The sequence below is a fragment of the Ornithinibacillus halophilus genome (assembly GCF_900129485.1).
Taxonomy (GTDB): domain Bacteria; phylum Bacillota; class Bacilli; order Bacillales; family Amphibacillaceae; genus Ornithinibacillus; species Ornithinibacillus halophilus.
This window is the reverse complement of record NZ_FQVW01000015.1, coordinates 31,063-44,417: the sequence shown is the minus strand read 5'-3', so window position 1 is coordinate 44,417 and position 13,355 is coordinate 31,063. Positions and strand designations below refer to the sequence as shown.

At 34.9% G+C, this 13,355-nt stretch carries 17 protein-coding genes; 5 read left to right on the top strand and 12 right to left on the bottom strand.

The window, feature by feature from the left end; genetic code table 11:
- Positions 1 to 11: 11 nt before the first annotated feature.
- The 9 genes from hisC to hisZ all read right to left on the bottom strand — a co-directional run bounded on the left by hisC (position 12) and on the right by hisZ (position 7,610).
- Positions 12 to 1,082 carry a histidinol-phosphate transaminase gene (hisC, locus tag BUB12_RS08180; protein WP_072889899.1) on the bottom strand — a complete coding sequence of 357 codons (1,071 nt, stop codon included), beginning with the start codon at positions 1,080 to 1,082 and terminating at the stop codon, positions 12 to 14.
- Complete coding sequence (gene hisIE, locus BUB12_RS08175; RefSeq protein WP_072889898.1) at positions 1,075 to 1,710, bottom strand: bifunctional phosphoribosyl-AMP cyclohydrolase/phosphoribosyl-ATP diphosphatase HisIE; 636 nt, start codon at positions 1,708 to 1,710, stop codon at positions 1,075 to 1,077. Before hisIE ends, hisC begins: the two co-directional genes overlap by 8 nt.
- Entirely contained in the window at positions 1,703 to 2,473 is a 771-nt protein-coding gene (hisF, locus tag BUB12_RS08170) for an imidazole glycerol phosphate synthase subunit HisF (protein WP_072889896.1), read from the bottom strand. The genes hisIE and hisF overlap by 8 nt, the downstream gene beginning before the upstream one ends.
- Positions 2,463 to 3,185, bottom strand: coding sequence for a 1-(5-phosphoribosyl)-5-[(5-phosphoribosylamino)methylideneamino]imidazole-4-carboxamide isomerase (gene hisA, locus BUB12_RS08165; RefSeq protein ID WP_072889894.1), 723 nt, complete (start codon positions 3,183 to 3,185; stop codon positions 2,463 to 2,465). Before hisA ends, hisF begins: the two co-directional genes overlap by 11 nt.
- Positions 3,182 to 3,787, bottom strand: coding sequence for an imidazole glycerol phosphate synthase subunit HisH (gene hisH, locus BUB12_RS08160; protein WP_072889892.1), 606 nt, complete (start codon positions 3,785 to 3,787; stop codon positions 3,182 to 3,184). Before hisH ends, hisA begins: the two co-directional genes overlap by 4 nt.
- Before the next feature lie 112 nt (positions 3,788 to 3,899).
- Entirely contained in the window at positions 3,900 to 4,484 is a 585-nt protein-coding gene (gene hisB, locus BUB12_RS08155) for an imidazoleglycerol-phosphate dehydratase HisB (protein ID WP_072889890.1), read from the bottom strand.
- Positions 4,477 to 5,754: a histidinol dehydrogenase gene (gene hisD, locus BUB12_RS08150; protein WP_143155613.1), complete on the bottom strand. Its 1,278-nt coding sequence runs from the start codon at positions 5,752 to 5,754 to the stop codon at positions 4,477 to 4,479. Before hisD ends, hisB begins: the two co-directional genes overlap by 8 nt.
- Positions 5,755 to 5,759: 5 nt before the next feature.
- Positions 5,760 to 6,386 (bottom strand): ATP phosphoribosyltransferase, encoded by a 627-nt coding sequence (hisG, locus tag BUB12_RS08145; RefSeq protein WP_072889889.1) that lies wholly within the window; start codon positions 6,384 to 6,386, stop codon positions 5,760 to 5,762.
- Positions 6,387 to 7,610 carry an ATP phosphoribosyltransferase regulatory subunit gene (gene hisZ, locus BUB12_RS08140; RefSeq protein WP_072889887.1) on the bottom strand — a complete coding sequence of 408 codons (1,224 nt, stop codon included), beginning with the start codon at positions 7,608 to 7,610 and terminating at the stop codon, positions 6,387 to 6,389.
- 113 nt (positions 7,611 to 7,723) lie between these two features.
- Here hisZ and BUB12_RS08135 point away from each other — a divergent pair, with 113 nt between their 5' ends.
- From BUB12_RS08135 to BUB12_RS08110, 5 genes are all read left to right on the top strand, one after another.
- Positions 7,724 to 8,521: a histidinol-phosphatase HisJ family protein gene (locus BUB12_RS08135; protein WP_072889886.1), complete on the top strand. Its 798-nt coding sequence runs from the start codon at positions 7,724 to 7,726 to the stop codon at positions 8,519 to 8,521.
- Positions 8,522 to 8,609: 88 nt separating this feature from the next.
- Positions 8,610 to 9,059, top strand: coding sequence for a YbaN family protein (locus BUB12_RS08130; protein WP_327196139.1), 450 nt, complete (start codon positions 8,610 to 8,612; stop codon positions 9,057 to 9,059).
- A gap of 227 nt (positions 9,060 to 9,286) precedes the next feature.
- The gene (gene murB, locus BUB12_RS08125; RefSeq protein WP_072889883.1) at positions 9,287 to 10,213 is read left to right on the top strand and encodes a UDP-N-acetylmuramate dehydrogenase; all 927 of its coding nucleotides are present in this window, start codon (positions 9,287 to 9,289) and stop codon (positions 10,211 to 10,213) included.
- 221 nt (positions 10,214 to 10,434) lie between these two features.
- Positions 10,435 to 10,731 (top strand): DUF2089 family protein, encoded by a 297-nt coding sequence (locus tag BUB12_RS08115; protein WP_072889880.1) that lies wholly within the window; start codon positions 10,435 to 10,437, stop codon positions 10,729 to 10,731.
- 2 nt (positions 10,732 to 10,733) lie between these two features.
- On the top strand, positions 10,734 to 11,021 hold the full coding sequence (locus BUB12_RS08110) for a hypothetical protein (RefSeq protein WP_072889878.1): 288 nt from the start codon (positions 10,734 to 10,736) through the stop codon (positions 11,019 to 11,021).
- Between the two features lie 98 nt (positions 11,022 to 11,119).
- On the opposite strand, the gene ehuA is transcribed toward BUB12_RS08110, so the two are convergent.
- Genes ehuA through ehuC form a run of 3 tightly spaced genes read right to left on the bottom strand, consistent with a single transcriptional unit; the run spans position 11,120 to position 13,310 of the window.
- Positions 11,120 to 11,941, bottom strand: a complete 822-nt coding sequence (gene ehuA / locus BUB12_RS08105; RefSeq protein ID WP_072889876.1) for an ectoine/hydroxyectoine ABC transporter ATP-binding protein EhuA — start codon at positions 11,939 to 11,941, stop codon at positions 11,120 to 11,122.
- The gene (ehuD, locus tag BUB12_RS08100) at positions 11,941 to 12,651 is read right to left on the bottom strand and encodes an ectoine/hydroxyectoine ABC transporter permease subunit EhuD (protein WP_072889874.1); all 711 of its coding nucleotides are present in this window, start codon (positions 12,649 to 12,651) and stop codon (positions 11,941 to 11,943) included. The genes ehuA and ehuD overlap by 1 nt, the downstream gene beginning before the upstream one ends.
- Complete coding sequence (gene ehuC, locus BUB12_RS08095) at positions 12,651 to 13,310, bottom strand: ectoine/hydroxyectoine ABC transporter permease subunit EhuC (RefSeq protein WP_268801936.1); 660 nt, start codon at positions 13,308 to 13,310, stop codon at positions 12,651 to 12,653. Before ehuC ends, ehuD begins: the two co-directional genes overlap by 1 nt.
- Between the last annotated feature and the right edge of the window lie 45 nt (positions 13,311 to 13,355).

Sequence of the window (13,355 nt, the reverse complement as noted above, 5' to 3'; positions counted from 1 at the left end):
ATATTGTCATATCAAACCTGCTTTATGAGTATTTTTGCTATTGTTTTCATAAGCTCCATCATGTCATTGTCCTTACCAATCGTTATGCGTAAATAATTATCGATAGGTGCTTTGTTGAAGTGACGTACAAGTATATTTTCTAATTTGAGAGCTTGATAAAGGGATTTGGCTGAAAGGCTATAATGACTAACAAATAAAAAGTTGGCTTGAGAAGGTAGCACTTGAAACCCTAGTTGTTTCAATTCAATAGAAACCCATTCTCTTGTCTTTAGAATCTTTTCAATAGTTTCCTGATGATAATCCTTATCTTCAAATGCTGCCTGTGCACCTGCGATTGCTAACCGGTCAATCGTATACGAGTTAAAAGAATCTTTAATTCTAGTTAAACCCTCGATTAAATCAGGGTGTCCTAAAGCGTAACCAACCCTTAATCCTGCTAATGAACGTGATTTAGAAGTAGTTTGTATAATAAGAAGGTTATCATACTTATTCAATAGAGAGACAGCTGATTCCTGGGCAAAATCAATATATGCTTCATCAATAATCACCACATTATCTTGATTTTGTTGGACAATTTCTTCTATCTTGTTAATAGAAAGGAAAAGGCTAGTTGGTGCATTCGGATTTGGGAAAATTACCCCACCTTCTGATTGGAAGAACCTCTCTACAGGTATAGTGAAATCACGGTTTAAAGAAATTTCTTCATAAGAAATATTAAATAGTTTACTATAGACTGGATAAAAACTATACGTCACTTCCGGAAAGCGTATCGTTTTACCAGGCTCAAAGAAGGCCATAAAAGAGAATGCCAAAACTTCATCCGAACCGTTCCCAATAAAAACATTTTCCTTTTTTAGTGAAGTATTACTAGCCCTTGCTATAACTTCACGTAATTGTTCGACTGTTGGCGATGGATATAATTGAAGGTTGTGCTTCATTTCATTTGAAATGGCATTTAGAACACTAGGTGAGGGAGGGTAAGGATTCTCATTCGTATTCAATTTTAAAATTTGCCCCTCCAGTTGTTCACCTGGGACATAGGGATCCGTTCGTTTAAGCATCGTGCTCCAATAGTTACTCATCTTTTACACCTATCTTTTGTAAATGTCTTTTAACGAGTTCGTTCTTAATGTCCTCATCACTAACCTCTAGTAATTCCATTAATACTAGTAGATGATAGGTTAAATCAGCAATCTCCCAAGTGACTTCTTGCTTATCATTATTTTTGGCACCAATAATCACTTCACTAGCTTCTTCCCCAACCTTTTTGAGTATTTTATCAATCCCTTCTCGGAATAAATACGTAGTATAAGAATCCTCCACCGGATTTTTTCTTCGGTTATGAATGTTTTCCTTAAGGATTGGGATGATATTATGAGTAGTAGTTCCCTCATCGAAGACATTGTTATAAAAGCAAGTATGCTCTCCCGTATGGCAAGCTGGTCCAAGAGCCTTAACTTGAACTAATATAGCGTCTTGATCACAATCATAGGATATCTTTTTTACAAATTGTTTATTGCCTGATGTGGCACCTTTATTCCAAAGTTCCTTTCTTTTTCGGCTAAAGAACCATGTTTCTTTTGTTTCAAGCGTTTTACGATAAGCCTCTTGATTCATATAGGCTAGCATTAAAACTTCACCTGTCGCTTCTTCTTGAATAATAGCAGGAATTAATTTGTTTTCCGTAAAGTTTGGTTCGATATTACCCATTTGCAATTCTCCTCATAGGAATAGTTTTATTCGCAAGTTGTTCTTTTAGCTCAGGTATACTAATTTCTTTATAATGAAAAACCGAAGCTGCTAATGCTGCATCAGCTATATTACCCCTAAGGACTTCTATGAAATGCTCTCTTGTTCCAGCCCCGCCACTTGCAACAATTGGAATGTTAACACTAGATGAAATTTCCTTGGTTAAAGGAATGTTATAGCCATTTTTTTCTCCATCAGAATCAATAGAATTTACAACGATTTCTCCTGCACCGAGCCTTTCTCCCTTTACAGCCCATTCAATCGCATCTAATCCTGTGTTCTGTCTCCCACCATTTATAAAAACGCTCCATTTGTTTTGAGACACTTCTTTGGCATCGACTGATAAAACAATGCATTGTGAACCGTATTTTTTTGCTGCCTTTGCAATAAGCTCTGGGTCTTTTACAGCAGCACTGTTGATGGATACTTTATCTGCACCTGCACGAAGTACATCGTGAATATCTTCCAATGTACGTATTCCACCACCAACCGTAAAGGGAATTGAAATTTCAGCTGCTACTCTTTCCACAACATCTATAAAAATACTTCTCTCTTCATTAGAAGCAGTGATATCATAAAATACTAACTCATCGGCACCGGAATCACTATAAAACTTAGCCATTTCAATTGGATCTGCGACATCCTGGATATTTTGAAATTTTTTTCCTTTGACGACTCTTCCTTTATCCACATCAAGACAAGGGATAATTCGTTTAGCGAGCATTTTTATCACCTTCCAAAAGGGTTTCTAAGAAAATAGAACCGTCATAAAGTGCTTTTCCGATAATTGCTCCATATAGATTCATAGATTTTAAGGTGTCTACATCATTGGTATTGGTAATTCCACCTGAAGCAATAACTTGTATAGAAGACGCATCATTCATTACTTGTAGTTCTTCAAAATTAGGGCCTTGAAGCATTCCATCTTTAAATATATCTGTATAAATGATTGTTTTCACACCAATTTCTTCTAGCTCTTTTAATAAATCAATTGCCTGGATTTTACTTGTGTTTTTCCATCCATTCGTAGCAACGTAGCCATTACGGGCGTCGATGGAAACAGCAATTTTATCCTGATATGAAGTAACTGCTTTTTGTAATAATGTTGGATTCTCTATTGCAGCAGTTCCAAAAATAACGCGACTAATTCCATTGGATAAATATGATTCTACTTGTTCGAATGAACGAACTCCACCACCAACTTGGACGGGGATAGTTACGTTTTTAGCAATATCAATTATTATTTCTTTATTTGTTGCTTCACCAGTTTTTGCTCCGTCTAAATCGACCAGGTGTAATCCCTGTGCACCTTTTTTTTCCCAAGTCAAAGCCATTTCTAGCGGGGAGTTGCTGTATACCTTCTCTTTGTCATAATCGCCTTGGATAAGTCGTACACAGTTCCCATTTCTAATATCTATTGCTGGAAAAAGAATCATGAAATCATCTCCCCAAAATTTTTAAGTAATTGCAGTCCAACTCTCCCGCTTTTCTCAGGATGAAACTGCATACCAATAATGTTTTCCTTTTGAACAATTGCTGGGATCGTGACACCATAATCAGTACTACTAACTAAGTCTTTAGAGTTCTGGTTAGTTGCATAAAAAGAATGGACGAAATATACATAAGGATTTTCTGGTAACCCTTTAATAATCGGACGGTTCTGATTGATGGATAATGTATTCCAACCCATATGAGGAACTTTAACTGTGTCAGGAATTCGGTTTATCGATCCTTGCAGTAAATTAAGACCTTCAGTAAAACCGTCTTCACTACTATTCTCATATAATAGTTGCATACCAAGGCAAATCCCAAGTAGCATTTTTCCTTTGTTTACCTCATTTTTTATGACATCCACTACGTTCGCATGTTGGAGTTCGAGCATGGCTTCTTCAAATGCCCCGACCCCCGGTAGAATAATCGCATTACTACTCTCAATCACATCTTGGTTGGTTGTTATACATGAATCTATATTTAACTTGGATAATGCAAACTGTAAACTTTTTAAATTACCTGCACCATAATCAATGATAGCAATCATAGAAAGCCTCCTTTTAATAAATATGACATTGAAGTTGTCGAGTTCATCTATAGTAAAATAGAACGCGAAACTCGGTTTAGGTCCATACATCCGAAGGAAAAGCTACTTATGTTTAAAGAACCCCTTTTGTAGAAGGAACTCCTTGAATTCTTGGATTTTTTTGACTGGCTTCATCTAAAGCTCTTCCAAATCCTTTAAAAATCGATTCAACGATATGGTGGCTATTTCTGCCGTACTCTAAATTAATGTGTAAGTTAATATTTGCTTGATTAACAAAAGCTTGGAAAAATTCTTCAACTAATTCAGTATCAAAGTTGCCGACTTTTTCTTTTAATCCTTCTACGTTGAACACCAAATATGGTCTTCCACTAATATCAATGGTTATGGATGATAGTGATTCATCCATTGGTGTTTTTACGGAGGCATAACGGTTTATTCCTTCCTTGTTACCGATTGCTTGAGAGAAGGCTTGACCTAAGGCAATTCCAATATCTTCAACCGTATGATGTTGGTCAACTTCTAAATCACCTTGGCAAGAAACAGTTACATCAAATAATCCGTGTTTTGTAAATAGTGTGAGCATATGATCAAAAAAGCCAACCCCAGTATCAATGGTGGAGATTCCACTTCCATCAATAACAAAATCCAAATTGATATTTGTTTCTGACGTCGTACGGGATATGGAATAGTTACGCATCTTCATCTTCCTTTCGAACAAGAATTGAATTTGCATGTGCTGTTAAGCCTTCAGTACTAGCGAGCTTTACAATTTGGTCAGAAGCTTGAAGTAAAGCTTCTTTCGAATAATGAATAATACTAGATTTTTTAACGAAATCATATACACCAAGTGGGGAAGAAAACTTAGCTGTACCACTTGTAGGTAAAGTATGGTTTGGACCGGCAAAATAATCACCTAAAGGTTCAGGAGAGTAGCTTCCTAGAAAAATGGCACCTGCATGTTTGATGTATGGTAATTTCTCTGTTGGGTTTTCAATCATTAATTCTAGATGTTCGGGTGCCAACTCATTTATAATTTGAAAAGCATTTTCCAATGAGTCTGCTAAAACAATTCTTCCGTAATTTTCTATAGAGCTGGATGCAATTTCTTTTCTCTCTAATTTGTCGAGTTGTTGATAAACTTCATTACGGACTTTTTCAGCAAGACATGAACTAGTAGTAATACAAATTGCTCGAGCTTCTTCATCATGCTCAGCTTGAGAAAGTAGGTCTGCAGCTATATAAGTTGGATTAGCATCTTCGTCGGCTAGAATACAAATTTCACTAGGTCCAGCAATCATATCAATAGCAACATCGCCAAACACCCATTTTTTGGCTCGAGCAACATAGGAGTTACCTGGACCGACAATTTTATCGACCTTATTAACCGTCTCTGTTCCATATGCGAGTGCGGCAATGGCCTGAGCTCCACCAAGTTTATAAATACGTTTAATTCCTAATAGTGAAGCAGCAGCTAATACGTATGGATTTACCTTTCCAGCTCGATTAACTGGAGTTGTGATTGAAATTTCATTAACACCAGCTATTAATGCTGGGATTCCATTCATTAATACAGTTGAAGGATATGCAGCCTTACCTCCAGGAACATAAATCCCAACTCGATCAAGTGGGGTGATCTTTTGTCCTAAAAGAGTACCGTTTGTTGATTCAGTAAACCACGATGTTTCTCTTTGGTTGGAATGGTAAGATATGATGTTATCTTTTGCTTGTTTTAATGCCAAAGTGAAATCTTTGTCAACGGAATCGTTTGCTTCATCTATTTCTTTCTCAGATACTAAAAAGTTATCTAATTGAACAAGGTCATACTTCTTTGTATAAGAATATAAAGCTTCATCTCCATTTTGTTGTACATTATTAATGATGGATAATACCGTTTGGTCAATGTCTAGATTTTGGGAATAAGAGGGCTTGGACTTTTCAATAAACTCATCAGCAGCTATGATTTTCACGATATTCACTCCAATGCATTTTTTATTTTAGAGATAAAGGGCTCTAATAAAGCAGATTTTGTAGCGAAACTAGCTTTATTTACAATTAATCTAGTAGAGACATCCTCAATTTCCTCAATAACAGAAAGACCATTTTCTCGTAATGTTCTGCCAGTTTCTACGATATCGACAATGAAATCGGCCATACCAATTAATGGTGCTAGTTCTACCGAGCCGTTTAGTTTGATTGTTTCAATTGGGATGCCTTTACTCTCAAAATGAATTTTGGCAACTGAAGGATATTTTGACGCAACTGTTAGTTTGGTTTTCGTATTCAGTTTCTGTTCAGTTAATCCAGCCACTACCAATTTGCATTTTCCAAATTTGAGGTCTAACAGTTCATAAACACTGGATTGAGACTCTAGAATATTATCTTTTCCAACGATACCTACATCAGCTGCTCCATTTTCAACATAGGTTGGTACGTCTAGAGCTTTAACTGAAATGAGTTTAATTTGTTGTTCAGTATCATAGAATACTAGTTTTCGAGTTTGATCATGAAAGTCATCAAAATGGAATCCAGCGTTTTGTAATAGGGCGATGGATTTTTCTGATGTACGCCCTTTTGCTAAGGCAAGTGTGATAGATTCCATTTAATTTCCTCCTTCTAATTTTTGGATGATTTTTAATAATTCATTACTACTCTTAACCTCATATGAGTCCTTTTGATAGGATAGTGTGTATGAATTTTTATTAAGCATGATTATATATTTGCTCTTTACTTTTTGTTGTTCATTTGAAAGAGTGACACTGTAATTGTGCTTTCTTAAAAATTGAGCGGTTTGAATGCCTTTCTCTTTATTAGACTGGTTATATTGAATGGTACAGTTGAGTAGTGTATCCGTTTGCTTAGGTGACTGATTAACCAATAGATCTACATCAAAGGCAAATCCAATGGCAGGAATGGAGGAATGGAACTGATTAGCTAATTGGTCATATCTTCCACCAGATAGAATAGGTTTTCCGATATTCTCAATATAACCCTGAAAAATGACGTCAGAGTAATACTCCATATGGTTAATTAGTCCTAAATCAAGAATCACATGTTCCTCATACCCATATGAAGACAATGTTTCGTAAATAGCTTTAATTCTATTTAGTTTTTCTACCATTGATTTTGTAAGACTAAGCATTTTGGCCTTTTCAATAACCTTGAGTGGTTCACCGTAAAGAAAAGGGATTTCTTGAATAAGCTCTTTAACGCTTTCCTCAATTTCTAAGTGATGTAGGAATTCCTCTAGTCCAGGAATGTTTTTAGCCTGTATAAATTGTTTTAGAAGTTGTTTTTCTTCTTTTGATATGGAAACCATTTCTAATATTTCTTTAAAAAATGCAGCATGGCCAATTTCAATTGTGAATTTCTTGAACTTTAAATCTAGTAATGTTTGATTAGCTAGGGCAATCACTTCTGCATCGGAGTCAGCAGTTTCGTTTCCAAAAAATTCGATGCCAGCTTGTGTCTTTTCATAATCGTGTTGTTGGTTGAATGTCGTTCGATATACGTCTAACACGTAAAAATATCGTAGTTCTTCTGATTGGTGATTTACATAGGAGGCTACTTTTTGTGTAATTGGGATCGTGATATCTGGTCTCAGAACCAACACACGACCAGATGGGTCCATAACTTTTATCATGTCATCGGGATGAATGGTTCCAGTCACTGTTGTATATAAGTCATAAGGCTCAAACGCTGGTGTTTGAATTTGTTGATAGCCATAGGACATAAATCTGTCTCTCAATTTCTGAATTATGTATTCTTTTTGTTTAAAGCTTGTAATATTAACATCCGGTTTTAACTCATCTAAGTAGGATTGCATAAAATCTCCACCCCGTTCATCCACTTTATTACTTTATCGCTTTAATTAAGTAAAGTTATATAGTATTCTAGTAGTAAGAAACGAAATTGTCAACCAATAGGGGGAGATATTTTATGTTTGATTACCATATTCATAGTGATTTTTCAGCTGATTGTGATACACCAATGGAAAAGACAATTGAAAAGGCCATTGAATTAGGGTTAAAGGAAATTTGCTTTACTGAGCATATAGATTATGAGTATCCAGACCAATCGATTGACTTTGCTTTAGATATCCCGTCTTATAATCAGAGATTAATAGAAATGAGGACTACGTATGGGGAGAGTTTAAAAATCCAAAAAGGAGTGGAGATTGGGGTACAACCCAATTTATTAGACAAATACAGAGCTTTATTCAAAGAGGAAACTTTTGACTTTATTATTTGTTCCATGCATACAACGGAAAAAAAGGATCTTCATTCTGGATCTTTTTTTCAAAATAAAACTTTAGAAGAGGCTTATTCGAAGTATTATGAGGAGCTGTTGTATTGTGTGAAAAACCTAGAAGAATTCTCAATCCTTGGTCACCTAGATTTAGTGAAACGGTATACAAAAAAAGAAAGTAAGAATTTGTTTCATGACATTATTGCTGAGATATTTAAGGTGATTATACCAAGAGGGCAAGGGATTGAAATTAACACTTCTGGGTATCGTTATGGGTTGGAAACTGCGATGCCAAGTAAAGATATTTTAAAGCTTTATAAGGAGTGTGGAGGAGAAATTATAACAATTGGTTCTGATTCACATATAGATTCTACTGTAGCATTTAAGTGGAATTCATCTTTAGAGTTATTAGATCAACTTGGATTTAAGTATGTCACCACATTCGATAAGTTAGAGCCGACCTTTCATTCGATTAAAACACTGCGTTAACCGTCAAATAATTGTCGGAACTGTAATCAGCCAAATTTAATTATGATTGTTATAATAGGAGTAACGAAAATATCTCAATTTATAGCTGGTGGTACGCGTGAATTATTTAAAGAAAGTTTTCTTAATAATTAGTGGCTCTCTTTCATTGGGAATAGGTATTCTAGGAATATTCCTTCCTTTAATTCCTACAACTCCAATGTTATTATTAGCTGCTGCTTGTTATATACGAAGTTCAGAACGTTTATACAATTGGTTAATTACCAATAAATATTTTGGTCCTTATATTAGGAATTACCGAGAAGGAAAGGGAATTCTATTGAAAGCCAAAGTGATTGGGGTTTCTACAATATGGATTTCAATGTTGTATACAATCTTTTTTGTTGTTCCATTATTATTTGTTAAGTTACTGCTAGCATTAATTGCTGCTTACTTTAGCTGGTTTATCTTAAAGCAAAAAACATTGGATAAAGCCCAGGTTTCTATCCATACAAATATAAATAAACCAATTTCAGAGCAAACGCATATAAATAAAATATGATATTCGCCCAAAGAAAGTTTTGTATTCCATTAAAGTGGGTACCAATATTAGATGTGCCATTTTTTTCGTAATGATAAAGAGTGGCACATTTTCTTATTGCTTTCCAATTGGGACTGTTACATGTATAAATTAGGAAGGAAAAAAAAACTTACTATTCATGCGTGACACTTTACTCGTTATGTCTTACAATATAACAGATGGTCATTAATTACATCGTCTATAAAGGAATGATTTATTTGACAAATATGTACGAAAAAATTGTTGACATTGTTTCTGAAGAAAATGTCATGTCTAAAGAACCATTAAAAAATCATACGTACACTCGTTTGGGTGGTGTGGCTGACTATTTAGTAACACCTACTACCTATGAACAAGTACAAAAAGTAGTAAAATTAGCGAATAAAGAAAATATAAAGTTTACATTGCTAGGAAATGGTTCCAACTTAATCGTAAAAGATGGTGGAATTCGTGGAATCGTAATGAACTTAAATAAATTAACTACCATTCTAACAGATGATAAAAAAATTGTTGCACAGAGTGGCGCAAGAATAATAGATGTATCTAGAGAAGCATTGAAACAAACGTTAACAGGACTAGAATTTGCTTGTGGTATTCCAGGTTCCGTTGGTGGCGCTTTGTATATGAATGCTGGTGCCTACGGTGGAGAGATAAAAGATGTGTTGGAAAGTACCATCGTTGTTGATCAAGATGGAGAATTACTTTCTTTAAAAGCAGAGGATCTAGATTTATCCTATCGCACAAGTAATATTCCTGACAATGGATATATTGTACTTGAAGCGACATTTGCACTACAAGAAGGTAATTATGAAGAGATTAAAGCTGTAATGGATGATTTAACCTTTAAGCGTGAATCGAAACAACCTTTAGAATATCCATCTTGTGGAAGTGTATTCAAGCGACCACCAGGATACTTTGCAGGAAAATTAATTCAGGATAGTGGACTGCAAGGAACTCAAATTGGTGGAGCACAAGTTTCCTTGAAACATGCTGGTTTCATTGTTAATAAAAATGAAGCAACAGCACAGGAATATATAGATTTAATAAAACATGTACAAAAAACAGTGAAAGATAAATTTGATGTGAGTCTTGAACGTGAAGTTCGAATAATAGGAGAAGATTTACAAAATAGCTAGTTACTTAGCACCCTTAATTGCAGTTTGACAATACTTAATCATTGTCATCTTGTGGTTAGGGGTGCTATTTTTAATTGCAAAATATACTATAAAAACATACTTATCTTTACAATAGTTAAGTTTTACCTTAATAATATTATTAATATTATTAAAAAATACTTTAACTTTATTTATAAACATGTTAAAATAATCTTAACAAAATAAAAGAAGGAGGGATTATTTTGGATTCAAATAAAATTCCAAACTGGGTTTTAACATTGGAAAATGAAGACATAGAATTTATTAAGAACTTTATTCTAAACTCAGGATCATTGAAGGAAATTGCGAAGGTTTACGATGTTTCTTATCCAACAGTAAGAATTAGGCTTAATCGCCTAATTGAAAAAATTAAAATGAGTGATTCATTTGAAAATGAGGAGTTTATAAAGTTTATTAAAAGTCTCTCAATTGATGATCGTTTAAGTGTAGAAGATGCCAAACTGATAATTGAAAAATACAAAAATGAAAGGAATGAGTAGAAGTGGACTTTAGTTTTTACGGGGTTTTTATTATTGCAGGAATTTTTGCAATCCAATTCTTCTTTTCTACGAGAAGAAATGTATCTTGGGGAGCAATTTTACCAGTAGCATATATTGTATTATTGACTTGGCTTTTAGTAATAAATCGTATTGGTAGTTCTATTGAATATATTTTATATTTACTATTAGGATTACTTTTTCTTATTGCAGAATGGAGTGGAGGAAGAAAGTATCTACGTGAGAAAGTAAAAAAAGAATTACATAAAATGAATTCTTTAGATATAAATTAGGATCATATTGAAAACTTGATAAAAAGCAAATAACAGAAGTGAACCAAATATTGGATCACTTCTGCTATTTGTAGTGTATGATGCATCCTGTGCATTTCTTAATTACTAGAACGGAAACGATGTAAGAACTGTTGGAGACGTTCATTATCAGAATGCTCTAGTACTTCACTTGGAGTGCCTTCTTCTGCAATAACACCTTCATCAAGGAAGATGACACGATCTGCGACATCTAAAGCAAAGTCCATTTCATGTGTTACAAGAATCATCGCCATTTCGCCTTCTTCAGCTAAGTCACGGATAACTTCTAATACTTCCCCAACTAACTCAGGGTCAAGTGCTGAAGTTACTTCGTCAAATAGCATAACCTTTGGCCTCATAACTAATGCACGTGCCATTGCTACACGCTGCTTTTGTCCACCAGATAATTGACTAGGGTAATTTTCTAATTTATCACCAAGACCAACTTTTTCAAGCATTTCAATCGATCGTTTTCTAGCACTTTCCTTATCTTCTTTTTGAACGTGGATAGGTGCAGTCATGCAATTTTCTAAAATAGTCATATGTGGGAAAAGATTGAAGTGCTGGAATACCATGCCGATATCACCACGAACCTCTCGTAGGTGCTTCTCATTGGCAGGAACCTTTTTCCCGTTCTTTTCCATATGCCATAAGTTTTTTCCATCAACGATGATTTCACCAGCAGACGGTTCTTCTAACGTCATTAACATTCGAATGATCGTTGTTTTCCCAGAACCACTTGGTCCAATCAGTGCAACCTTTTCAGCAGGTTTAATATCTAAATTTATCCCTTTTAAGACATGAACATCACCAAATGATTTTTTTACATCTTTATAGCTAACAATTACATCCTCATTATTAGTGGATGTCTCTTGTAGACTTTCACTTTTAACTTCAGGCATTATGACACCGCTCCTTTACTTTCTTTAAGAACTGCTTTCTTATCAAAACGACGGTTCATTTTCACTTCTAGTTTCTTAATAAGAATTGCAGATGGATAGCTTAATACTAAGAATAAAATCGCAACAATTGTTAATGGCTCAAGGTATCTAAAGTGTTGCGCGCCATAGTTATTTGCTAATTGTAAGATACCAACAACCCCAACAGTGGATGCTAGAGGTACTTCTTTAAACATAATAATTAAATAGTTACCTAGCATTGGAATGGTTGGTGGTATTGCTTGTGGTAAGATAATTTTAGTCCACTTCTTACCGGTTGAGAAGTTTAATGCTTGCGATGCTTCCCATTGACCTTTATCTACACTATCAATACCGGAGCGATAAACTTCTCCGATATACGTACTATAATGGACACCTAAACCTAAAATGGCACAAGTAAATGGATCTAGTGCTACTCCTATAACTGGAACCATTGGTAACCCAAAATATAAAAAGAATAACTGAACAAGTGGTGGAGTCGAGCGAATAAACTCCATAATCCATAAAAGAATCCATCTTAAAGGTTTAAATTTCATACGACGAATAAATGTCCATACAAAACCAACGATTAAGGCGCATAAGTAACATGCAAAAGTTAGTGATATCGTAATTCCTAATCCCTGTACTACCATGGGGAAGGCATCAAAGAATGTATCCCATTGCCATTTACTCATTAGCTAGCCACCCCTTTCTTAGACATTCCTTCCATTTTCTTCGTTAACCAGATTAATGGAAGAGCAATAATAAAGTAGAATACTAGTACTAAAAAGTATACTGTAGGTGCTAAAGAAAGATTAGCATCTTTTAATAGATCTCCTTGATATAAAATGTCTGCCATACCAATTAAGGAGACAAGGGATGTTGATTTTAACATTAAGATTAGGTAATTACCGAATTCTGGTAGCATCATTCTTACTGCCTGCGGTAGGATAATTAACCTCATACGCTGAAAACGACTCATGTTTAAAGCAGTGGATGCCTCATATTGACCTTTAGCTACAGATTGGATCGAACCACGCACAATCTCTGACATATATGCTCCATAGTTTAAGGAAATAGCTAATACACCAGCCCAAAAGTTACTACCAATATCCCAACCAAACAACATCGGTAACGCATAATAAAGCCAAAACAATTGAACAATTAAGGAAGTACCGCGAAAAACTTCGACATAGAAGCCGGTGAAGCTACGGAGGATAATATTGTTGGAAAGACGGCAAAACCCAGCAATAAATGCCATGGAATATCCTAGTAAAATTGATGCGAAGAGAACTTTAAGTGTTATTTCCACACCTTTCATAAGTGCGGGGAAAATCTCTATAATCGCACTAATGGTAATCACTCCTTTACTGTTTTAATTAAATAAGGGTCAGACTCC

Coding starts and splice junctions, on each gene's coding strand:
- hisC (WP_072889899.1), bottom strand. CDS start 1,082: ATGAGTAACTATTGGAGCACGATGCTTAAACGAACGGATCCCTATGTC.
- hisIE (WP_072889898.1), bottom strand. CDS start 1,710: ATGGGTAATATCGAACCAAACTTTACGGAAAACAAATTAATTCCTGCT.
- hisF (WP_072889896.1), bottom strand. CDS start 2,473: ATGCTCGCTAAACGAATTATCCCTTGTCTTGATGTGGATAAAGGAAGA.
- hisA (WP_072889894.1), bottom strand. CDS start 3,185: ATGATTCTTTTTCCAGCAATAGATATTAGAAATGGGAACTGTGTACGA.
- hisH (WP_072889892.1), bottom strand. CDS start 3,787: ATGATTGCTATCATTGATTATGGTGCAGGTAATTTAAAAAGTTTACAG.
- hisB (WP_072889890.1), bottom strand. CDS start 4,484: ATGCGTAACTATTCCATATCCCGTACGACGTCAGAAACAAATATCAAT.
- hisG (WP_072889889.1), bottom strand. CDS start 6,386: ATGGAATCTATCACACTTGCCTTAGCAAAAGGGCGTACATCAGAAAAA.
- hisZ (WP_072889887.1), bottom strand. CDS start 7,610: ATGCAATCCTACTTAGATGAGTTAAAACCGGATGTTAATATTACAAGC.
- BUB12_RS08135 (WP_072889886.1), top strand. CDS start 7,724: ATGTTTGATTACCATATTCATAGTGATTTTTCAGCTGATTGTGATACA.
- murB (WP_072889883.1), top strand. CDS start 9,287: ATGATTTATTTGACAAATATGTACGAAAAAATTGTTGACATTGTTTCT.
- ehuA (WP_072889876.1), bottom strand. CDS start 11,941: ATGCCTGAAGTTAAAAGTGAAAGTCTACAAGAGACATCCACTAATAAT.
- ehuD (WP_072889874.1), bottom strand. CDS start 12,651: ATGAGTAAATGGCAATGGGATACATTCTTTGATGCCTTCCCCATGGTA.